This window comes from Streptomyces sp. NPDC018031 (assembly GCF_044327625.1).
In the GTDB taxonomy this organism is placed as follows: domain Bacteria; phylum Actinomycetota; class Actinomycetes; order Streptomycetales; family Streptomycetaceae; genus Streptomyces.
Window position 1 is genome coordinate 87,382 of sequence record NZ_JBIRFT010000014.1, and the last position, 20,328, is coordinate 107,709.

At 73.7% G+C, this 20,328-nt stretch carries 16 protein-coding genes and 1 tRNA gene; 6 read left to right on the top strand and 11 right to left on the bottom strand.

The features are described from left to right. Window positions 1–71: 71 nt before the first annotated feature. A complete protein-coding gene (locus ACH4B3_RS26110) occupies window positions 72–548 on the top strand; it encodes an SsgA family sporulation/cell division regulator (protein WP_398466646.1) in 477 nt (158 codons plus the stop codon). Window positions 549–839: 291 nt separating this feature from the next. On the opposite strand, the gene ACH4B3_RS26115 is transcribed toward ACH4B3_RS26110, so the two are convergent. Both ACH4B3_RS26115 and hppD read right to left on the bottom strand, forming a co-directional pair. Beyond that, window positions 840–2,207 carry an FAD-binding oxidoreductase gene (locus ACH4B3_RS26115; RefSeq protein ID WP_398466648.1) on the bottom strand — a complete coding sequence of 456 codons (1,368 nt, stop codon included), beginning with the start codon at window positions 2,205–2,207 and terminating at the stop codon, window positions 840–842. Window positions 2,208–2,440: 233 nt separating this feature from the next. Beyond that, on the bottom strand, window positions 2,441–3,586 hold the full coding sequence (hppD, locus tag ACH4B3_RS26120; RefSeq protein ID WP_398466650.1) for a 4-hydroxyphenylpyruvate dioxygenase: 1,146 nt from the start codon (window positions 3,584–3,586) through the stop codon (window positions 2,441–2,443). Window positions 3,587–3,721: 135 nt separating this feature from the next. Between hppD and ACH4B3_RS26125 the strand changes: the two genes are divergently transcribed. Next, window positions 3,722–4,189 (top strand): Lrp/AsnC family transcriptional regulator, encoded by a 468-nt coding sequence (locus ACH4B3_RS26125; RefSeq protein WP_398466652.1) that lies wholly within the window; start codon window positions 3,722–3,724, stop codon window positions 4,187–4,189. A gap of 42 nt (window positions 4,190–4,231) precedes the next feature. Here ACH4B3_RS26125 and ACH4B3_RS26130 read toward each other — a convergent pair whose 3' ends face one another. The 6 genes from ACH4B3_RS26130 to ACH4B3_RS26155 form a co-directional block, all read right to left on the bottom strand. After that, a complete protein-coding gene (locus ACH4B3_RS26130) occupies window positions 4,232–5,032 on the bottom strand; it encodes a PDZ domain-containing protein (RefSeq protein ID WP_398466656.1) in 801 nt (266 codons plus the stop codon). Between the two features lie 93 nt (window positions 5,033–5,125). Beyond that, window positions 5,126–5,767 carry an IclR family transcriptional regulator gene (locus tag ACH4B3_RS26135; RefSeq protein WP_398466658.1) on the bottom strand — a complete coding sequence of 214 codons (642 nt, stop codon included), beginning with the start codon at window positions 5,765–5,767 and terminating at the stop codon, window positions 5,126–5,128. Between the two features lie 650 nt (window positions 5,768–6,417). Beyond that, the gene (locus tag ACH4B3_RS26140; RefSeq protein ID WP_398466660.1) at window positions 6,418–8,211 is read right to left on the bottom strand and encodes a DEAD/DEAH box helicase; all 1,794 of its coding nucleotides are present in this window, start codon (window positions 8,209–8,211) and stop codon (window positions 6,418–6,420) included. A 107-nt stretch (window positions 8,212–8,318) separates the two neighbouring features. Beyond that, complete coding sequence (locus ACH4B3_RS26145; protein ID WP_398466662.1) at window positions 8,319–8,714, bottom strand: type II toxin-antitoxin system death-on-curing family toxin; 396 nt, start codon at window positions 8,712–8,714, stop codon at window positions 8,319–8,321. Further along, window positions 8,711–8,911: a CopG family transcriptional regulator gene (locus tag ACH4B3_RS26150; protein ID WP_398466664.1), complete on the bottom strand. Its 201-nt coding sequence runs from the start codon at window positions 8,909–8,911 to the stop codon at window positions 8,711–8,713. Before ACH4B3_RS26150 ends, ACH4B3_RS26145 begins: the two co-directional genes overlap by 4 nt. A 35-nt stretch (window positions 8,912–8,946) precedes the next feature. Then, window positions 8,947–10,404 carry an MFS transporter gene (locus ACH4B3_RS26155; RefSeq protein ID WP_398466666.1) on the bottom strand — a complete coding sequence of 486 codons (1,458 nt, stop codon included), beginning with the start codon at window positions 10,402–10,404 and terminating at the stop codon, window positions 8,947–8,949. Window positions 10,405–10,629: 225 nt separating this feature from the next. Here ACH4B3_RS26155 and ACH4B3_RS26160 point away from each other — a divergent pair, with 225 nt between their 5' ends. Then, entirely contained in the window at window positions 10,630–11,175 is a 546-nt protein-coding gene (locus ACH4B3_RS26160; protein ID WP_398466668.1) for a hypothetical protein, read from the top strand. Between the two features lie 82 nt (window positions 11,176–11,257). On the opposite strand, the gene ACH4B3_RS26165 is transcribed toward ACH4B3_RS26160, so the two are convergent. The 3 genes from ACH4B3_RS26165 to ACH4B3_RS26175 all read right to left on the bottom strand — a co-directional run bounded on the left by ACH4B3_RS26165 (window position 11,258) and on the right by ACH4B3_RS26175 (window position 14,123). Next, window positions 11,258–12,355 (bottom strand): YeiH family protein, encoded by a 1,098-nt coding sequence (locus ACH4B3_RS26165; RefSeq protein ID WP_398466670.1) that lies wholly within the window; start codon window positions 12,353–12,355, stop codon window positions 11,258–11,260. 106 nt (window positions 12,356–12,461) lie between these two features. Further along, window positions 12,462–13,025, bottom strand: coding sequence for a cysteine dioxygenase (locus ACH4B3_RS26170; protein WP_398466672.1), 564 nt, complete (start codon window positions 13,023–13,025; stop codon window positions 12,462–12,464). Window positions 13,026–13,217: 192 nt separating this feature from the next. Then, the gene (locus ACH4B3_RS26175) at window positions 13,218–14,123 is read right to left on the bottom strand and encodes a LysR substrate-binding domain-containing protein (RefSeq protein WP_398466674.1); all 906 of its coding nucleotides are present in this window, start codon (window positions 14,121–14,123) and stop codon (window positions 13,218–13,220) included. 481 nt (window positions 14,124–14,604) lie between these two features. Between ACH4B3_RS26175 and ACH4B3_RS26180 the strand changes: the two genes are divergently transcribed. The 3 genes from ACH4B3_RS26180 to ACH4B3_RS26190 all read left to right on the top strand — a co-directional run bounded on the left by ACH4B3_RS26180 (window position 14,605) and on the right by ACH4B3_RS26190 (window position 20,173). Next, window positions 14,605–15,474, top strand: a complete 870-nt coding sequence (locus ACH4B3_RS26180; protein WP_398466676.1) for an alpha/beta fold hydrolase — start codon at window positions 14,605–14,607, stop codon at window positions 15,472–15,474. Window positions 15,475–15,600: 126 nt separating this feature from the next. Further along, a tRNA-Cys gene (locus ACH4B3_RS26185) sits at window positions 15,601–15,672 on the top strand. A 319-nt stretch (window positions 15,673–15,991) separates the two neighbouring features. Beyond that, window positions 15,992–20,173, top strand: coding sequence for an amino acid adenylation domain-containing protein (locus tag ACH4B3_RS26190; RefSeq protein WP_398466678.1), 4,182 nt, complete (start codon window positions 15,992–15,994; stop codon window positions 20,171–20,173). Window positions 20,174–20,328 lie beyond the last annotated feature (155 nt).

Here is a 20,328-nt window from a genome sequence, read left to right on the forward strand (position 1 = left end):
ACGCGCTCTCACCTGGTGCCGGGCCCGGACCGGGGCCCGGCCGAGGACGAGAACGGAAAGAGGGCGCAGTGATGAACACCGTGGTGGAGCGGGAGCTGGAGATGAACCTGGTGCTCTCCCCGGAGCTGGCGATCCCGGTGCCGGCCAGGCTGACGTACCGGACCGACGACCCGTACGCCGTGCACATCACCTTCCACATCGGTTCCGAGGAGCCGGTGCACTGGACGTTCGCGCGGGAGCTGCTGGTGGAGGGGGTCTTCCGGGCGTGCGGTGACGGGGACGTGCGGGTCTGGCCGACCAGGCAGGCCGGCCGCGGCATCGTGGTGATGGGGCTCAGCTCGCCGGAGGGGGACGCGCTGCTGGAGGCGTCCGCCTCGGCGGTGTCGGCGTGGCTGGAGCGGACGCTGCGGGTGGTGCCGCCGGGGACCGAGAGCGGGGAACTGGACGTGGACGACGCGTTGACGCGGCTGTTCGCCCGGACGCCGGGGCACGATCTGTGGCCGCGCGGGCCGTGGTCCGGCGAGGAGCCGGCCGAGGGCGGGGCGTGAACCGGGACGCCACGGCGGACGCCGCGCGCCGGACGCCGCGCCCGGCGGCCCGGCCACCGAGCGGGCGGGCGGGCGGCCGGGCGGCCGGGCGGCCGCGCAGGCGGGCGGGCGGCTGGTCAGTCGGCCGGTCAGGCGGTCGGGCATGCGTGCAGGCGGGCGGCCGGTCGGCTGGTCAGTGGGCCCGTCAGGCGGTCGGGCCGGCGCCCGGGCGGTCGGGCCGGCAGCCAACCGCGCATGCGCACGGGCAGGCGGCCGGCCGCGCAGGCGCGCGCACAGGCGGGCCGGCGGGCGTCAGATGACCTTGCCCGGGTTGAGCAGGCCGAGCGGGTCGAACACCTGTTTGATGCCCTGGTGCAGTTCCATCCCGACCGGGCCGAGCTCCCGTGCCAGCCACTCCTTCTTGAGCAGGCCCACCCCGTGTTCCCCGGTGATGGTGCCGCCGAGCGACAGGCCGAGCGCCATGATCTCGTCGAAGGACTCGCGGGCCCGCCAGGCCTCGTCCGGGTCGGCGGCGTCGAAGCAGACGGTGGGGTGGGTGTTCCCGTCCCCTGCGTGCGCGACCACCCCGATGGTCAGGTCGTACTTCCCGGCGATGGCCGCGGTGCCGTCGATCATCTCGGCCAGCCGGGAGCGCGGCACGCACACGTCGTCGATCATGGTCGCGGACTTGACCGCCTCCAGCGCGGTGAGGGTCATCCGGCGCGCCTTGAGCAGGAGTTCGGACTCGGCGGCGTCGTCGGCCGGGACCACCTCGGTGGCCCCGGCCGCCGTGCACAGCCGGCCGACCTCGGCGAGGTCGGCGGCCGGGTCGGGGGTGTCGAAGGCGGCGAGCAGCAGCGCCTCGGTGGAGTCCGGGAGGCCCATGTTGGCCAGGTCGTTGACGGCCCGCACGCAGGTGCGGTCCATCAGCTCCAGCAGCGCCGGGGCGTGCCCGCGCTCCATGATCCGGCAGATCGCCTCGCAGGCGGCCGCGGTGGAGGGGAACTCGGCGGCCAGCGCCAGTTGTTCGAGCGGGGCGGGCTTGAGCGCGAGCACCGCCTTGACCACCACGCCCAGGCTGCCCTCGGAGCCGACGAACAGCCGGGTGAGGTCGAAGCCGGCGACGCCCTTGGCGGTGCGGCGGCCGCAGGTCAGCAGCCGGCCGTCGGCCAGCACCACGTCCAGGCCCAGCACGTACTCGGCGGTGACGCCGTACTTCACGCAGCACAGGCCGCCGGAGGCGGTGCCGATGTTGCCGCCGATGGTGCACTGCTCCCAGCTGGAGGGGTCCGGCGGGTAGTACAGGCCCTGCTCCCGCACCGCGCGGGAGAGCGTGGCGTTGACCACGCCGGGTTCGACCACCGCGATCCGGTCGACGGCGTTGATCTCCAGCACCCGGTCCATCTTCACCAGGGACAGCACGATGCAGCCGTCCGAGGCGTTGGCGGCGCCGGACAGGCCGGTGCGCGCGCCCTGCGGGACCACCGGGACGCGCAGCGCGGTCGCGGTGCGCATCACGTGCTGGACCTGCTCGACGGTGCGCGGCAGCACCACCGCCGCGGGGAGGCCCGCCTGGCAGAAGCTCGCCATGTCGTGGGCGTACGAGCCGGTGATGTCGGGGTCGGTCAGCACGGCCTCCGCCGGGAGACCGGTGCGCAGCATTTCGATCAGGTCGGCCATAGGGACCAGATTCGCACCCGCGGGTCCGGCAGGGAAGATCGTCGGCCGGCGGCGTGCCGTGCGAGTTCCGGCCGGGTGCCGGGCCCCGGGGCGTCCCCGGTGCCGGGCCCGGACCCGCCTGGGCGGGCGGGCCGCGCGCGGCGGGCCGCGGCCGTCCCGGCACACGCCGCGGGCCCGGCACGCGGGTGGCGTGCCGGGCCCGGGTGGGCGGCCTTCCGGGAACGGGGAGGTTCCTAGAGGTTGCCCCGCTTCTCCTGCTCGCGCTCGATCGCCTCGAACAGGGCCTTGAAGTTGCCCTTGCCGAAGCCCATGGAGCCGTGCCGCTCGATCATCTCGAAGAACACGGTCGGCCGGTCCTGCACCGGCTTGGTGAAGATCTGCAGCAGGTAGCCGTCCTCGTCGCGGTCGGCGAGGATCTTCAGCTCGCGGAGGGTGTCGATCGGCACCCGGGTCTCGCCGACCCACTCACCGAGGGTGTCGTAGTAGGAGTCGGGGGTGTCCAGGAACTGCACGCCGGCCGCGCGCATCGCCCGCACGGTGGCGACGATGTCGTTGGTGGCGAGCGCGATGTGCTGGACGCCCGGCCCGCCGTAGAACTCCAGGTACTCGTCGATCTGCGACTTCTTCTTGGCGATGGCCGGCTCGTTGAGCGGGAACTTCACCTTCCGGGTGCCGTCGGCGACGACCTTGGACATGAGCGCGGAGTACTCGGTGGCGATGTCGTCGCCGACGAACTCCTTCATGTTGGTGAAGCCCATGACGTTGTTGTAGAAGCCGACCCACTCGTCCATCTTGCCGAGTTCGACGTTGCCGACGCAGTGGTCGATCGCCTGGAAGGTGCGCTTCTCCGGCGGCGCGACGATCGGGGTGGCGGCCACGTACCCGGGCAGGTAGGGGCCGTCGTAGCCGCTGCGCTCGACGAGGGTGTGCCGGGTCTTGCCGTAGGTGGCGATGGCCGCGAGGACGACGGTGCCGTGCTCGTCCTTGACCTCGTGCGGCTCCTCCAGGCCGGTCGCGCCGTGCTCGATCGCGTAGGCGTAGGCGGCGCGCACGTCGGGCACCTCGATGGCCAGGTCCACGACGCCGTCGCCGTGCTCGGCGACGTGCTGCTCCAGGAAGCGCCCGTGGTCGGTGGTGGCCTTGATGACGGAGGTGAACACGAATCGGGCGCTGCCCGAGACGAGGACGTAAGCGGCCGTCTCGCGGTTGCCGTTCTCCGGGCCGGAGTAGGCGACCAGCTTCATGCCGAAGGCCGTGGAGTAGTAGTGGGCGGCCTGCTTGGCGTTGCCGACGGCGAAGACGACCGCGTCCATTCCCTTCACCGGGAAGGAGTCGGCCTGCCGGGCGGTGTGGGGGGTCTGATCGATGGTCTCAGTCATGGCCGCAGGTTCCCGCTGTTCCACAAGGTGCGCAATAGTTGTGGTTTTTCCTGAACAGGTTGCCTAGTGTTACCGACGATCCGTCGGGCGTTCTGTACAGGATGACCAGCTCTGGCGGCTACGGAGAGGGATGCCATGGGGATCGATGGACTGGACGCGCGGCTGATCGGTCTCCTCGCCGAGGAGCCCCGGATCGGTGTGCTGGAGGCGTCCCGCCGGCTCGGCGTGGCCCGGGGCACCGCGCAGGCGCGGCTGGACCGGCTGCAGTCCAAGGGGGTGATCCGCGGCTTCGGCCCCGATGTGGACCCCGCCGCGCTCGGCTACCCGGTGACCGCGTTCGCCACGCTGGAGATCAAGCAGGGCCAGGGCTCGGACGTACGGGCCCATCTGACGACCGTCCCCGAGGTGCTGGAGCTGCACACCATCACCGGCCACGGCGACATGCTCTGCCGGCTGGTCGCCCGCTCCAACGCGGACCTGCAACGGGTGATCGACCGGGTGGTGGGCATCGAGGGGATCGTCCGCGCCTCGACCGCGATCGTGATGGAGAACGCGGTGCCGCTGCGGATCATCCCGCTGGTGCGGCAGGCGGCCGAGGACTGACCGGGCCCGCCGCGGCGGGCCCGGGGCCGCGGGTGCGGCCGGTCAGCAGCTGGGGACCTTGCCCTTGCCGGAGGACAGCGCCCGCAGCGAGGAGACCGCGTCCTTCAGTTCGGTGACCGGGATCAGCCGCAGGCCCTCGGGCCGGTTGGCCTCGGCCTCGGAGCACTCGTCGCGGGGCACCAGGAAGACGGTGGCCCCGTCCCGCTTGGCGGCCAGGGTCTTCAGCGGCACCCCGCCGACCGGGCCGACCGTGCCGTCCGGCTCGATGGTGCCGGTGCCGGAGATCGTCTGCCCGCCGGTGAGGTCGCCGCCCCGGCCGTCGCCGTCGAGCTTGTCGATGATGCCGAGCGAGAACAGCAGCCCGGCACTGGGGCCGCCGACCTTCGCGAGGCGCAGCCGGATGTCGATGTCCTCGCCGGACCGGTTGAGGTAGCGCAGCGCGGCGGCGGTCGCGTCGTCCTGCGACTCCCGCATGTCCTGGAGGTTGTGCCGCTCGATCTCCTCCACGCTGTCGCCGACCGGGTAGACCGAGTCGCGCGGCAGCACGGCCCGCTCCTCGTCGAACCAGCTGTCGAGGACGTCGTCGAGCCGCACCGTGGCCTGCGGGCCGGTGGCCGTGATCGTCGTCATCCGCAGCTGCCCCTTGGGGTCGCGGGTGGGGGTGCCGGAGATGGAGATCACCGGCTTGCCCTTGTCGTTCCCGAGCACGTTCACGGTGTCGCCGGGCACGGCGACCGAGAACGGCAGCGGGACGAACGCGGCGACCGCGAGCAGCACGGCGACGATCGCGCCGCAGATCGTGAGGGTCCAGGCGCGGCGGGGGAGGCGGGAGACGGCGGGCATGGCACGAATCTAGTTCACCCGCGGCCCGGACGGCGCCGCCGGGGCGACGGGCACCCGGCGGCGGACGGTGCCCGGCCGCCCCCGCGGCCCCGGTCAGCGCAGCGCGTCGGCCACCTCGCGGGCCGCCTCCACCACCCGGGACCCCACGCGTTCGGGTACCGAGTCGGACAGCATCACCACGCCCACGCTGCCCTCTATCCCGGTGACGCCGAGCAGGGGTGCGGCGGCGCCGCTGGCCCCTGCCTCCAGTTCGCCGTGGGTGAGGACGTAGCCGGGGTCGTCGGGGCTGCCGATGCGGGCGGACAGGATCGCCCGGCCCGCGGCGCCCCGGTCCAGCGGGTGCCGGAAGCCGGCCCGGTAGGCCACGTGGTAGTCGGTCCAGGTCGGCTCCACCACGGCGACCGCGAGGGCCTCCGTGCCGTCGACGAGGGTCAGGTGGGCGGTCGCCCCGATGTCCTCGGCGAGTGAGCGCAGCGCGGGCAGGGCCGCCTCGCGCACCAACGGGTGTACCTGGCGGCCGAGTTGCAGCACCCCGAGGCCCACCCGGGCCCGGCCGCCGATGTCCCGGCGTACCAGGGCGTGCTGTTCCAGGGTGGCCAGCAGGCGGTAGACGACGGTGCGGTTGACGCCGAGCTTGTTGGAGAGCTCGGTGACGGTCAGCCCGTGGTCGGTGTCGGCCAGCAGCTTGAGGACGCGCAGTCCTCTGTCGAGCGTCTGGGAGGTCTCCGCGGTCACGACGCCCCCTCCTCGGTGTGGATGGCGGCTTCTTCACGCGGATGCGTCATCGGTCCCGGCGACGGCGCGCGGAAGAGGCCGCCGGTCGCGGTCGTACGCACCGGCTGCGCTCCGCGGCGGCGCTGCCACGGGGCGTGTGCGTAGCGGAAACCTAGCGAGCCGGTCCGCTCAGCGGAAGGGTTCGTCCAGAATCCGAGCGGAGCTGACACCGGGTGTCAGCGCTGGGCGCCGGTTATCCGCGGGAATGCGGTGCTTCATCCCGTCCGGTGGCTGAGATGTATGGCAGCTTGATGAAAAGCAACGAAAAGGGTTGCCGCCCTCCGCGCCCTCCGGATAGAGGGCCGGGCGGACCCGGTTCCGGGGGCGCGGTGGCCGCCGGGCCGGGGGCCTGATCGGTACGGGGGCCCTGACCGGTACGGGGCCGGGGCGATGCTCCCGCCCCCGTCCGGCGGGGAGGGGACGCCCGGTTCCCACCCGCCCGGGCCACGCCCCGGGGCCCCGGCTTCACGGGGACGGGGTGACGGCGGGGCGGCCGGCGAGGCCCGAGGCGGCCGCGGGCGCGGCCCGCCGCGCCGGTACCGGGCACCGCGCCCACGGGCACCGAGGCCGCCGGGCGGTCCGCCGGGCGGGTCCGCGCCGGGCGGCCGGGGTCAGCGCATCCGGGTGGCCCACTCCCTGACCTTCTTGATCCGCTCCCGGATCTGGCCGGGTGTGGCCTCGGCGCTCGGCGGACCGCCGCACGCCCTCCGCAGCTCGGTGTGGATCACCCCGTGCGGCTTGCCGCTCTGGTGGACGTACGCCCCCACCAGCGAGTTCAGCTCCTTGCGCAGCTCCAGCAGCTCCTTGTGGCTGACCACCGGCCGCCGGTCCGCCGGGAGTTCCAGCAGGTCGGCCTCGGTGTCCGGCTTCCTGCGGCTGTGCGCGATCTGCCGGGCCTGCCGCTTCTGCAGCAGCAGCTGCACCTGGTCGGGTTCGAGGAGGCCCGGGATGCCGAGGTAGTCCTGCTCCTCCTCACTGCCGGGGTGGGCCTGCATGCCGAACTCGGCGCCGTCGAACAGCACCCGGTCGAAGACCGCGTCGGACTCCAGCGCCTCGAAGGGCAGCATGTCGGGGTCGCCCGTGTCCTCGTCCTGCTGCTTCTCGGCCTCCGCGAGGAGCTTGTCCTCCTCGGCGTACGGGTCCTCCTCGCCGTCCTTCTTCGGCTTGTCCAGGACGTGGTCGCGCTCGACCTCCATCTCGTTGGCGAAGCCGAGCAGCATCGGGATGGTGGGCAGGAAGACGGAGGCCGTCTCACCGCGCCGCCGGGAGCGCACGAAGCGGCCCACGGCCTGGGCGAAGAACAGCGGCGTGGAGATGGTGGTGGCGTACACCCCGACCGCCAGCCGGGGCACGTCCACGCCCTCGGAGACCATCCGGACCGCGACCATCCAGCGGTCGTCACCGTGGCTGAAGTCCTCGATCCGCTGCGAGGCGCCGGAGTCGTCGGAGAGCACCACGGTGGCCTTGCTGCCGGTGATCTCCCGGATCAGCTTGGCGTAGGAGCGGGCGGAGTCCTGGTCGGTGGCGATGACCAGCGCCCCGGCGTCCGGGATGCCCTTGCGGACCTCGGTGAGCCGCTGGTCGGCGGCGCGCAGCACGTTCGGCATCCAGTCGCCGCGCGGGTCCAGCGCGGTGCGCCAGGCCTGGGAGACCGCGTCCTTGGTCATCGGTTCGCCGAGCCGGGCGGCGATCTCGTCGCCGGCCTTGGTGCGCCACCGCATGTTGCCGCTGTAGCTCATGAAGATCACCGGCCGGACGACTCCGTCGGCGAGGGCGTTGCCGTAGCCGTAGGTGTAGTCGGCGGCGGACCGGCGGATGCCGTCGTTCCCCTCCTCGTAGGTGACGAAGGGGATGGGGTTGGTGTCGGACCGGAAGGGCGTACCGGTCAGCGCCAGCCGCCGGGTCGCCGGGTCGAACGCCTCCAGGCACGCCTCGCCCCAGGACTTGGAGTCGCCGGCGTGGTGGATCTCGTCCAGGATGACCAGCGTCTTGCGCTGCTCGCAGCGGTTGCGGTGGAGCATCGGGCGGACGCCGACGCCGGCGTAGGTGACCGCCACCCCGTGGTACTCCCTGCTCAGCGGGCCGGCGCTGTACTCCGGGTCCAGCTTGATGCCCACCCGGGCCGCGGCCTCCGCCCACTGCTTCTTCAGGTGCTCGGTGGGCGCGACCACCGTCACCTGCTGGACCACGTGGTGGTGGAGCAGCCAGGAGGCGAGGGTGAGCGCGAAGGTCGTCTTGCCGGCGCCCGGGGTGGCCACCGCGAGGAAGTCGCGGGGCTGCGTCTGGATGTACTTCTCCATGGCGCCCTGCTGCCAGGCACGCAGCTTGTTCGCGGTGCCCCAGGGGGCCCTGCCGGGGAAGGCGGGCGAGAGATGATGGCTGGTCGTGGATGCGGTGGTAGTCACGGTCTCCGTCGGTCAGGCTCGGCACTCGGGATCGGCAACCGCGTCAGCCTACCTGGGCGGCCGGGCCCGACCGGGGGGTTCCGGCCGGGTGCGGGGCAGGGTGGGACTCAGCTCACATCGCGGGTGTCCATCAGGGCGCGCAGCCCGTCGGAGATCTCCTTGATCTCGTCCATGGAGCCCGTCGCGACCGCGATCACCAGCCGTTCGGCCGCGTCGATATCGGGGCTGAGCTGAACGCCGTTCATCGCCAGGAAGGAGACGCACGAAATCCATGCGGTGCGCTTGTTCCCGTCGAAGAACGGGCGGTTGATCGCGAGGGACTGCAGGAGCGCCACGGCTTTGTCCAGAAGGTCCGGGTACGCTTCCTGGCCGAACATCGCGGCGGCGGGGCGGTGCACCGCGGATTCCAGCAGCCCGGCGTCCCGGACCACGACCTCCATCCCCGAGCAGGCGATCTCGGCGATGTCCAGGACATCTTCGGATGACAGATAGACGAACGTCACTTGAGCCGGTCCAGCAGTTCGGCCCACTTGGCGGACTGCTCCTTGGCCGTCTTGCGCACCATGGCCTGCTGGGCCGTGCGGGCCAGGTAGTCGTCGACCGCCTGGAGCACTATGGCGTGCATACTGACGCCCTCCTGATCGGCACGGTGCTTGAGGGCGTCGGTCTGGTCGTCACGGAGCCTCAGGTTCATAGCCATACCAGAATGGTACTACCCGTGGGGTCAGTCTGGTACTACACGACCTTGCTCGTGACAGGCCGCAGCCGCGTCGTGACGAACGCTCCCACCAGGGCCGCCGCCGCCATCGCCAGGTACACCGCGACGAAGGCCGCCGGGTGGCCGCCGGCGCCGCCCGCCTCCAGCGCGTCCTCGGTGCCGTGGGCCGCCGAGCCGCCGCCGAAGGCGACGAAGAGCACACCGCTCACCCCGACCAGGGTGATGTTGCCGAGCGCGTCGGAGACCTGGAGGGAGGCGGAGTTGGTGCCCGCCTCCTCGGGCCCGGAGAGCTTCAGCAGCAGCACGCTGCCGCTGGAGATCGCCAGACCCATGCCGTAGCCGCCGATGATCCACGCGACGGCGACGAGCCACACCGGAACGCCGTCCAGCAGCGCCAGCGGGGCGAGCGCGATGGACGCCGCTATCAGCAGCATGCCGGCGCCCATCAGTCGTTCCCGGTACGGCTCCAGGCGGGCGCGGCTCTGGGTGAAGGAGCCCAGGGCCCAGCTGAGGCCGCCGCCGGTGAGGGAGAGCCCGGCGAGGGTCGCGGACAGGTCCCGCTCGGTGACGAGCATCAGCGGCACGAAGCTCTCCGCGCCGAGGAACGAGCCGGCGGCGATGCCGCGCAGCAGGATCACCGACGGCAGCCCCCGGGCGGCCCGGAAGGTGCCCCGGGGCAGCAGCCGCAGGACGCACGGGACGAGCAGCGCCAGGCCCGCGGTGGCGGGCAGCAGGGAGAGCCAGCCGATGTCCTGGGCCGCGTACTGGAGGAGTCCGGCCCCGGCCGCGACGGCCAGCGCGAGGAGGATGCGTCCGCGGTTCATGGCGGGGGTGCGGTCGCCCGGCGGCAGCTTCCGCAGCGCGGGCAGCATCACGGTGAGCGGCAGCAGCACCAGCACCGGGATGGAGAGGAACACCCAGCGCCAGCCGAGCTGTTCGGTGACCGTGCCGGCGACCAGCGGGCCGACGATGACCGGCAGCACCCAGGCGGCGGAGAACGCGGCGAGCACCGCGGGCCGCAGCCGCTCCGGGTAGGCGCGGCCCACCACCACGTACAGCGCCACGATCACCAGGCCGCCGCCGATGCCCTGCACCCCGCGTCCGGCGACGAAGGTCCACATCCGCTGGGCGGAGCCGGACAGGACCAGGCCGGCCCCGAAGGTGGCGATGCCGGCGAACAGCGGCGTCAGCGGGCCCTTCCGGTCGCACCACTCGCCGGAGAGGGTCATCGCGAAGAGGCTGGCGGTGAAGTAGGCGGAGAAGGCGTAGGCGTAGAGCTCGACCCCGTCGAGCGCGTGGGCGGCCACCGGCATCGCGGTGTTGACGGCGCTCGCCTCGAAGGCGATGAGGGAGACGACGGAGATGATGCCCAGGGTCAGCGCCCGGAAGCGGCGGCCGAGGACGGTCTCGGTGTCGGCTTCGGCCGGGGCCGGGGGCGTCGCGAGATCGCGGCCGGAGGGGTCGAGGGTGGTCATTGCGCCAGCGTAGAAGGGTGCGCGCGGCCTGCCACCTGTCCCGGGTCGTAGCCTCGCTCGCCCATCGGTCCTAGGTGCCGGGACGGTTCCACGCCCGTCATGGAACGGCTACGACACACCGCGGGGGTCACCACCGAACCCGACCCGGTCATGGACATGCCTTACGATGCGGCGGGATCAGATAATTGATCTTGAAACCTGCCATCTGTACACGGGGGATCTCGTATGTCCGTTCGTCTGACCACACGCCGCGTTCTCAGCGGCGCGCTCCTGGTCTCCGCCGCGCTCGCGCTGACCGCCTGCGGCCCGGAGGACGACACCGCGGGCGACTCCGGCGGCGGCGCCTCCGCCTCCGCCCCGTCGAAGGGGAAGACCGCGGACGAGGGCCCCGCGGACGAGGCCGGCGGCGACTGCGGGCAGCCTCCGAAGCTGCCGGCCGGCCACAAGATGATCGAGATCGCCGAGCGCCCGACGAAGGGCTCGATGACCGCCAAGGACGCCGAGCCGGAGTGCACGCCCAACGACTTCGTCTACCACGGCAAGGGCGAGCCGAAGTACTACCTGTTCTCCACCGAGGTGACGGCGGAACTGGCGCTCGGCTCCGGGTCCGTGAAGTCGGTGCCGGTGGGCGAGCTGTGGACGCACGCCGGTGACTGCCTGACGGACCAGAGCGCGGTGAACCCGCCGTACAGCTGCTCCGGGAACATCTACGACATCACGCTGGACGGCGAGGGCAACGTGAAGACCATCAAGGAGGTCTGGCACGCCTGAGCCGGTCCCGCCCGGCCGGGGCCACCGGCCGGGCGGCGGTCCGCGGGGCCGGCCGCTGCCGCCCCCGCGCACACCTCGGACCTCACGTGGTGAGCAGCACCCCGCCGTAGCCGGCCCCGGCCACCACCACCCACGCACACAGGCCGAGCGCGGCGACCCGGGCGCCGGTACGGGTCAGGGACGGCAGGTGCACCGCGCTGCCCAGCCCGAACAGCGCGGCGGCCAGCAGCAGTTCCTGGCCGGTGTGGGCGGCGTCCAGCACCCCCGACGGCAGCAGGCCGGTGCTGCGCAGCGCGACCATGGCCAGGAACCCGGCGACGAACAGCGGAACCAGCGGGGGCCTGCGGAGCGCGTCGCCCCCGTCGGGGCCGGCCGGCGCGGCCCGGCGGCGGGCCCGTACCGAGACCGCCACCGCCGCGACCAGCGGCGCCAGCAGCACCACCCGCTCCAGCTTGACCAGGACCGCGTCGGTCAGCGCGCCCGGCCCGGCGGTCTGCGCGGTGGCCACCACCTGACCGACGTCGTGCACGCTCGCCCCGACCCAGCGGCCGAACGCCTCGTCGTCCAGGCCCAGCGGATGCTGGAGCAGCGGGAGTACCGCGATGGCGAGGGTGCCGCACAGGGTCACCAGCGCCACCGAGGTCGCCGCGTCCCGCTCGTCGCTGTCCCGCACCTCGCTGACCGCCCCGATGGCGGAGGCCCCGCAGATCGAGTAGCCGGTGGCGATCAGCAGCGGCTGGTCCCCCGGCAGGCCCAGCCGCCGGCCCAGCCACCAGGTGCCGCCGAAGGTGGCCGCGACCACGCCGAGGACCATCGCCACGGTGGCCCAGCCGAGTCCCAGCACGTCGTCCAGGCTGAGCTTCAGCCCGAGCAGCACGATGCCGAGCCGCATCAGCCGCTTGCCGGCGAACGACAGACCGGCCCGCCCCGCCCCGCGGACCAGCGGGCGGAGGCGGGGCAGATGGGCCACGGTGATGCCGAGCACGACCGCCGCGGTGAGCATGGGCACGCCGGGCAGCAGCCGGTGCACCGCCCAGGCCACCCCCACGCCCAGCGCGGCGAGCGCCAGCCCGGCGGTCTCCCGGGGCGGCTTCCGGGCCGGTGCCGGGACGTCCCGGCCGTCCGCGCCGGGTACCGCGGCACCGCCGCCCCGGCCGGTACGGGCACCGGTCAGCGCCATACCGGCCCCCCTGCGGCGGGAGCGGACCGCCGGGCCGGGCGGCGGGCCCGGGCGCGCCGGGCCGGCCCCGGACCGGTCGCCGCCGTCCGGAGCCGCGCCGTCCGGATCACTGCTCGCCGGCCGGACACGGGTAGACGCGGCGCACGCTGGAGCCCAGTCGCGCGATGTCGGCGCCGTAGATGTGGATGGAGATGGCCGTGCCGTCGCAGGCGTTGTACACCCGGTGGATGTCGCCGGGCGGGGCGAAGCCGCACACCGAGCCCTGCGGGTTCACCACGTGCTCGGTCGGGACCAGCCGCGACCGGGTGCCGTCGGAGACCAGGCGGTAGCGCTCCTCGCTCTCCTGGCCCTGGTGGACCCCGGCCACGCACCAGGACACGTGGTCGTGGATGGAGGTCCGCTGGCCGGGCAGCCAGACCAGGGCGACGATCGAGAAGCTGCCGTCCTGCTCGGCGTGGAGGATGTGCTGGCGGTAGCTATCGGGGTCGCCCTGCCGCTGTTCCTCGGTGAGCAGGTCGGGCTCGCCGAGGTGGGGTGCCAGCCGCTCACCGACCAGATACGCCGTCAGGTCGGGCGGCAGGCCCCGGTCGACGGCCTCGCGCACCTCGCGTACCAGCGCGTCGCACCGGGGGGTCGTACGGGCGGCTCGGAATGCGGTCGAAGTGGTCATGACGGCAGCGTCGGACCGGATCATCCATCACGTCCAACGACAGTTCCTTCACCGGAACCCAACATCCGCTTATGGACCGGGGGCGGCACGGAGCACCCCGGCGGGTCCGGCGGCCCTCCGGTTCCGTCCCCCGGGGCCGCGGGCGGGCCCGGCGCGGTGCCGGCCGGGCGCGGCACCTCCGGCAGGCCGGTGTCAGCAGCCGACCCGGTTCGCCGCCACCGCCTTCAGCTCGTCGAGCACCAGCGCGGTCGCCGGGATGCGCAGGTGCTCCCGCAGCACGTAGGCGGACACCTGCCGGCGCGAGGCCGGGTCCAGGGCGCGCCCCGTCACCTTGCGGTGGCACAGGAACGACAGCACCAGGCCGGGCATCATGGCGACCCCCAGCCCCTCGGCGACCAGGCTCTGCACCACCAGGTTGTCGTCGGTGGTGAAGGCGATGTCCGGGGCGAACCCCTGCTCGGCGCACTCGTGCAGGAAGTTGGCGCGGCAGCGCAGACAGCCCGCGATCCAGCGCTCCCCGGCCAGGTCGGCGAGCTTCACCGCGCGCCTGCGGGCCAGCGGGTGGCCGGTCGGCATCAGCACCGTGAGCTGGTCCTCCAGCAGCCGGATCTCCACGACCTCCTCGGGCACCTCCTCGTGCAGTCCGGGGTAGGTGAAGGCGAGCGTGATGTCGCACTCGCCGCGCACCAGGCGCCCCAGCGACTCGGGCGGCTCGTCCTCCAGCAGCTCCACCCGCACACCGGGGTGGCCGGCCGCGAGCCTGGCCATGGTCTCCGGGATGAGGGTGGCGTTGGCGCTGGGGAAGGCGCAGACCCGGACCCGTCCGGACCGCAGCCGGGTGATGGCGCTCATCTGGGCCTGGGCGGCGGAGATGCTGTCGAGGATGGTGTCCGCGTGCCGGGCCAGTGCCTCGCCCGCCTCGGTGAGCCGCATCCGCCGGCCGACCCGGGTGAACAGCGGGGTGCCCACGGACCGTTCGAGCGCCTTCATCTGCTGGGTGATCGCGGGCTGCGTGTAACCGAGGGCGCGGGCGGCGGCCGAGTAGGAGCCGGCACGCACCACTTCGTGGAAGGTCTTGATGTGCCGGGAATCGAACACGCGCGCATCATAAGCAGAATTTGGGTTTGCGGGACAGCAGCCCGGCACCGGCTTTGGGTTCCATTTGACCACGGAGGGTGACCAACCTGGCCGGCGGCGCCCGGGCGGCGGTTGATGGCGGGCGGTTGACGGGCGGGCGGTTGACGGGCGGGATGACGGGCAGCGGATGACGGGCGGCCCCCGCCGGGCCGCCGGACGCCGGCGGTGGGCCACCCCGCGGGGCCCCGGCGGCTCCGGGCACCGCGCGGGCCCGGCGGCTCAGGTTTCACGCGACTCCCGTCCCGCGCGGCTCCCGTCCCGCGCGAGGCCCGGCGACCCTTCCGGTCCCGCGCGGGCCCGGCGCCCGGGTCCCGGTCGGCAGCGCTTCGGCGCCCGGCGCCGGACCACCCGGCCCCCGGCCCCCCGGTCGGCGGAGCGCCCGTCCGCGGCGCCCGGCCCTCGCGTCCCGCGTGGCCGCACGGCGATCGGGCAAGCTGGAGGGATGCCGCACTACACCTCCTACGACGATGCCGAGCTGTCCTACCGGGTGCTGCCCGCGCGCGACGGGAGCGGCAGGTCCCGGCCCCCGCTGGTCTGCCTGGCCGGCGGGCCCGGCCGGGACGCGGCGTACCTCGGTGACCTCGGCGGGCTGGACGCGCACCGCGACCTGATCGTCCCGGACAGCCGCGGCACCGGGGACTCCCCGGCGGCCGCCCACCCGGGGAGCTACGCCTTCCCGAGGCTCGCCGAGGACCTGGAGGCGCTCCGCGCCCACCTCGGTCTGGAACGGCTCCTGCTGCTGGCCCACGGCGCGGCGGCGGCGACCGCGCAGGCGTACGCCGCCGGCCATCCCGGGCGGCCGGCGCGGCTGGTGCTGGTCTGCCCCGACCCCCGGTTCCAGGGCGAACTCCCCCGCGACGCCCAGGAGATCTACCGGTCCCGGGCGGGCGAGCCCTGGTGGCCGGAGGCCGACCGCGCGACCCGGCGGCTGGCGGAGACCGGCGACCCCGAGGAGGCGCGCGCCCTGCTGCCGCTGGCCGCGCCCGTGACGTACGGGCGGTGGGAGGAGCCGCAGCGCGCCCACGCCGCGGCCGAGGGCGCGCAGCTGCGCCCGGTCCCCCGCGCGGGTTTCTGGCAGGGCGTGGACGAGCCGGCGCGGCGGGCGCTGGTGGCGGGGCTGCGCCAGGTGTCCTGCCCCACCCTGGTGATCAGCGGGGAGCGGGACGCGGTGACCGGGCTGCGGGCCGGGGAACTGGTCGCGGGCTGCTTCCCCGACGCCCGGGTCCGTGCGCTGGCGGGGGCGGGCCACTATCCGTGGGTGGACGAGCCGGAGCCGTTCCGGGCCGCGGTGGAGGGGTTCCTGGGCGGCTGACGGCCGGGCCATGCCGTTGATGAACGGGGTATGCCATTCACATGTCGGCACCGCCCTCGCCATTGAACGGGCGATCCGGCGCGCCCTAACGTGGTGCACGCAAGAGAGCACGACGCACGACACACCGGCCGTGTGCCCGAGTGGTTCAGGGGCTCGCCTGCAAAGCGAGTTACGTGGGTTCGAATCCCGCCGCGGCCTCCGGTGGCCCCGCTCAGCGCGGGCCACGTCCGGCCCCCGCCGTCCTCGACGGCGGGGGCCGGACGCATTTCCCGGCCGGCTCGCCGGCGCGCCGCACGGCCCGCCCGGTTCTCCGGAGTCCGCCGCCGCTAAAGCCGAATTCACCGCGTCATCACAATCGTCGCAAGCTCGACGCAAGGAAACCGAAGTTTTTGTGCGGACTGTAACGATCAAGTCATGGCAGGCTTTCATTTTTCGTTCGTAGCGGGTTCGTCTCCTAGGGTCACCATGGGGGTGACGGCAGCCGCACCCACGGCCGCCGGCGTCCTTTCAACGGTGAATGACCACCCGATGGGGGAAAGCCTTGCAGCCCGAAGTACGGGGTACCCGCCTGCCGTTGTCCAACGGTCAGAGTGAAATCTGGCTGAGTGAGCAACTGGAACCCGGAAGCACGCGCTTCCGAGTGGGCGAGTATCTGGAGATACACGGCCCGATAGACCCGGCGATATTCGAGGCGGCACTGCGCCGGGCCGTCGCCGAGGCGGAGCCGTGCAATGTGCGGTTCGGGGAGAGCGGCGGGGTGCCCTGGCAGGTCCTGGAGCCGGTGACCGACTGGGAGTTGCCGTTCCTCGACGTCAGCGGCGAACCTGACCCGAGGGCGGCGGCCGAGGAGTGGATGCGCGCCGACCTGCGCCGCCCGATGGATCTCAGCCGTGCGCCGCTGTTCTCCCACGCCCTGTTCCGGCTGGGCCCGGAACGGTTCGCCTGGTACCAGGGACCGCACCACATCGTCATCGACGCGGCCGGGGCGGCACTGGTCGCCCGCCGGGTCGCGGAACTCTACAGCGCGTATGTGGCGGAAATCACCGTCGAACCCGCGGTAACCCCCTTCGGTTCGCTGCGTGAACTGGTCGAGCGGGACGCGGAATACTACGCATCGGAAGACTTCGTCGCCGACCGGAAATACTGGACGGAACGCTTCGGTGATTACCCGGAGCCGGCCCGGCTTTCCGGCCGGCCGGACAAGGTGCTGCGGAGCTTCATCCGGGAGACCGCCTATCTGTCCGAAGACGAAGCGGTACGGCTTCGCGCGGCGGCGCGGAAAGCGGGCACGCACTGGTCGGCCATGATGATTGGCGCGACCGCCGCCTACATCCACCGGCTCACCGGTAAATCGGACATCATCCTCAGCCTGCCGGTCACCGCCCGCACCGATGCCACCTTGCGCACCATTCCCGGCATGTTCGCCAATCTGGTGCCACTGCGGCTGAAGGTGACCGCCGGCATGCGGGTGCGGGATCTGCTGCGGCAGGTGTCACGGGAAGTCCGCACGGCCCTGCGCCACCAGCGCTACCGCCGCGGCGACCTCGCCCGGGACCTGCGGCTGGCGGACGGCGCGCACGGCGTGCTGGGCCCGCACGTGAACATCATGTCCTTCCAGTACGACTTCGACTTCGGCGGGCACCGGGTCACCGCGCACAACATCTCCAACGGCCTGGTCGAGGACCTCTCGGTGATGGCCTACGACCGTTCGGACGGCACCGGCATCCGCATCGACCTGAACGCCAACGCCGACCTCTACTCCCCCGGCACCCTCGCCGACCACCGGGACCGCTTCCTGCGGCTGCTGCACGCCTTCGCCGACGCCGGCGACCCGGACCGGACGGTGGCCGGGGTGGAACTGCTCACGCCCCGGGAGCGGCACCTGGTGCTGGCCGAGTGGGGCGGCGGGGCCGGGGAGTCCGCGGCGGCCGCGGACACCTCCGGCGGCGCCGCGGACGGGACGGCCCGGTCCGGTGCCACCGGGCAGGACACCCTGCCGGCCCGCTTCGCCGCGCAGGCCGCCCGCACCCCGCACGCCGTGGCGGTGACCGACGGCGCGACCGCCCTGAGCTACGCGGAGCTGAACCGTTCGGCCAACCGCCTGGCCCATCTGCTGCGGGACCGGGGCATCGGCCCGGAGTCCCTGGTCGCCCTGGCGATGCCCCGGTCGGCCGAGCTGCTGGTGGCCCTGCTGGGGGTGCTCAAGGCGGGCGCGGGCTATCTGCCGATGGACCCGGAGTACCCGCGCGAGCGCACCGCCCTGATCCTGCGCCAGGCGCGGCCCGCGCTGGTCCTGGCCACCCGGGCCACCGCCGACCTGCTGCCGGCCTACGCGGCGGAGCCGCTGCTGCTGGACGACCCCGGCGTCCTCGGGGCCCTCGCCGGGCAGCCGGACGGGGACCCGGTGGCGGGCCCGGGCGGCGCGCTGCTCCCGGACCACCCGGCGTACGTCATCCACACCTCCGGGTCCACCGGCACCCCCAAGGGCGTGGTGGTCCCGCACCGCAACGTGCTGCGGCTGTTCGACGCCACCGCCGACCGGTTCCGGTTCGGTCCGGCGGACGTGTGGACCATGTTCCACTCGCACGCCTTCGACTTCTCGGTGTGGGAGATCTGGGGCCCGCTGCTGCACGGCGGCCGCCTGGTCGTGGTGCCCCGGTCCGTCAGCCGCTCCCCGGAGGAGTTCCTGGACCTGCTGGTCCGGGAGCGGGTGACGGTGCTCAACCAGACCCCGTCCGCCTTCTACCAGCTGATCCGGGCGGCCGGGCAGGACCCGGCGAGGACGGCCGCACTCGCCCTGCGCACCGTGGTCTTCGGCGGTGAGGCGCTGGATCCGCGGCGGCTGGACGAGTGGTACGCGCTGCGCGCCGACGACGCGCCGGTGCTGGTCAACATGTACGGGATCACCGAGACCACGGTGCACGTCACCAGCCGGCCGCTGGACCGCGCCCTCGCGGCGGCCGCGACCGGCAGCGTCATCGGCGGCCCGATATCCGATCTGCGGCTCTATGTGCTGGACAGCGCGCTGCGGCCGGCCGTTCCGGGGACGGTCGGCGAGATGTACGTCGCCGGGGCGGGGGCGGCCCGGGGCTATCTGGACCGGCCGGACCTGACGGCGGAGCGCTTCGTGCCCGACCCGTTCGGCCCGCCGGGCAGCCGCATGTACCGCAGCGGCGACCTGGCCCGCTGGACCCCCGACGGTGAGCTGGAGTACCTGGGCCGCGCCGACGACCAGGTCAAGATCCGCGGGTTCCGGATCGAGCCGGGCGAGGTCGAGGCGGCCGTGCGGGCGCTGCCCGGGGTGGCGCAGGCGGTGGTCGTCGCCCGGGAGATCCGCCCCGGGGACACGCAGCTGGTCGGCTACGTGGTCGGCGCTCCGGGCAGCGGCGCGGAGCCGGCCCGGCTGCGGCAGGCGGCGGCCGAGCGGCTGCCCGACCACATGGTGCCCGCCGTCATGGTGGTGCTGGACGCGCTGCCGCTGACCGAGAGCGGCAAGGTGGACCGGCGGGCGCTGCCCGCGCCGGTGCTCGCCGCGGCCACCTCCTCGCGGGCCCCGCGCACCCCGCGCGAGCAGGCGCTGTGCGGGCTGTTCGCGGAGGCGCTGGGGGTGCCGTCGGTCGGCGTCGACGACAACTTCTTCGAGCTGGGCGGCCATTCGATGCTCGCCGCCCAGCTGGTCGCCCGGTGCCGGGAGGAGCTGGGTGTGCGGCTGGACGTGCGCACCCTGTTCGACGCGCCGACCGTCGCCCGGCTCGCCGAGCGCCTCGCCGCGGACGGGGACGCGCCCGCCACCGGCAACGGGCTGGACCCGCTGCTGCCGCTGCGCGCCGCGGGCGACCGCACACCGCTGTTCTGCGTGCACCCCGGCGGCGGTCTCGGCTGGCTCTACACCGGGCTGCTGCGCCACCTGGGGGCGGACCGCCCGGTGTACACCCTGCAGTCGCGGGGGCTGAGCGAGACGGAGGTGCTCCCGTCGAGCGTGGACGAGATGGCGGCCGACTACCTGGCGCAGATCCGGGCGGTGCGGCCGACCGGCCCGTACCACCTGCTCGGCTGGTCCTTCGGCGGGCTCGTCGCGTACGCCATGGCGACGCAGTTGCAGGAGGACGGGGAGGAGGTGGGCCTGCTCGCCGTGCTGGACGCCTACCCGGACAACGAGTGGTCGTTCGGCCTGCCGGACCTCGGCAAGCGCGAGTGGCTGACGCTGCTGCTGGACAGCCTCAAGGGCGGCGACATCGTCATCCCGGGCATCATCGGCGGCAAGGGCACCGCGTGGGCGGACGACCCGGCCGGCCGGGACGCCGAGGAGCTGGCCGCGGACATCGTCCGGGAGACCGGGCTGCCGGCCCATCTGCTGGCCGGCCGGGCCACGTTCCCGCTGCTGGACATCATGCGCAGCGACATCGAGCTGACGAAGAAGTTCCGGCCCGGCACCTACCGGGGCGACCTGGTGCTGTTCGCCGCGGAGGTGGAGACCCCGGGCTTCCCGCGCCCGGGGCACACCCCCGAGTCGTGGCAGCCGCACGTGGACGGCACGGTCCGCACCCACGGGGTGCCGGCGCAGCACCACCACATGCTGCGGGAGGCGAACGTGGCGCTGATCGGCCCGGTGGTCGCGGCCGCTCTGGAGGCGCACGACGCGGCGGCGGAGGCGCCGGGTGCGGCGGTGCCCGGCCCGGCCGGTGCGGCCGTGCGCTGAGCCGTCGCCGGGCCCGGTGGGCGGCCGACGCCGCCCGCCGGCTCCGGGCCGGGCGGCCCTCCGGACGGCGCCCGGCGGCCCGGCCGGCGTCACGGAAGGCGTGCCGGACGGGCCTCGGGGTCACGGAAAGCGTGCCGGACGGGGCCCGGGGTCAC

What these genes read in the sequence shown, in the direction of transcription:
- ACH4B3_RS26150 (WP_398466664.1), bottom strand. Translation starts at nt 8,911, where the DNA reads ATGGCTATGAACCTGAGGCTCCGTGACGACCAGACCGACGCCCTCAAG.
- hppD (WP_398466650.1), bottom strand. Translation starts at nt 3,586, where the DNA reads ATGACTGAGACCATCGATCAGACCCCCCACACCGCCCGGCAGGCCGAC.
- ACH4B3_RS26180 (WP_398466676.1), top strand. Translation starts at nt 14,605, where the DNA reads ATGCCGCACTACACCTCCTACGACGATGCCGAGCTGTCCTACCGGGTG.
- ACH4B3_RS26130 (WP_398466656.1), bottom strand. Translation starts at nt 5,032, where the DNA reads ATGCCCGCCGTCTCCCGCCTCCCCCGCCGCGCCTGGACCCTCACGATC.
- ACH4B3_RS26190 (WP_398466678.1), top strand. Translation starts at nt 15,992, where the DNA reads ATGACCACCCGATGGGGGAAAGCCTTGCAGCCCGAAGTACGGGGTACC.
- ACH4B3_RS26110 (WP_398466646.1), top strand. Translation starts at nt 72, where the DNA reads ATGAACACCGTGGTGGAGCGGGAGCTGGAGATGAACCTGGTGCTCTCC.
- ACH4B3_RS26170 (WP_398466672.1), bottom strand. Translation starts at nt 13,025, where the DNA reads ATGACCACTTCGACCGCATTCCGAGCCGCCCGTACGACCCCCCGGTGC.
- ACH4B3_RS26165 (WP_398466670.1), bottom strand. Translation starts at nt 12,355, where the DNA reads ATGGCGCTGACCGGTGCCCGTACCGGCCGGGGCGGCGGTGCCGCGGTA.
- ACH4B3_RS26155 (WP_398466666.1), bottom strand. Translation starts at nt 10,404, where the DNA reads ATGACCACCCTCGACCCCTCCGGCCGCGATCTCGCGACGCCCCCGGCC.
- ACH4B3_RS26125 (WP_398466652.1), top strand. Translation starts at nt 3,722, where the DNA reads ATGGGGATCGATGGACTGGACGCGCGGCTGATCGGTCTCCTCGCCGAG.
- ACH4B3_RS26115 (WP_398466648.1), bottom strand. Translation starts at nt 2,207, where the DNA reads ATGGCCGACCTGATCGAAATGCTGCGCACCGGTCTCCCGGCGGAGGCC.
- ACH4B3_RS26160 (WP_398466668.1), top strand. Translation starts at nt 10,630, where the DNA reads ATGTCCGTTCGTCTGACCACACGCCGCGTTCTCAGCGGCGCGCTCCTG.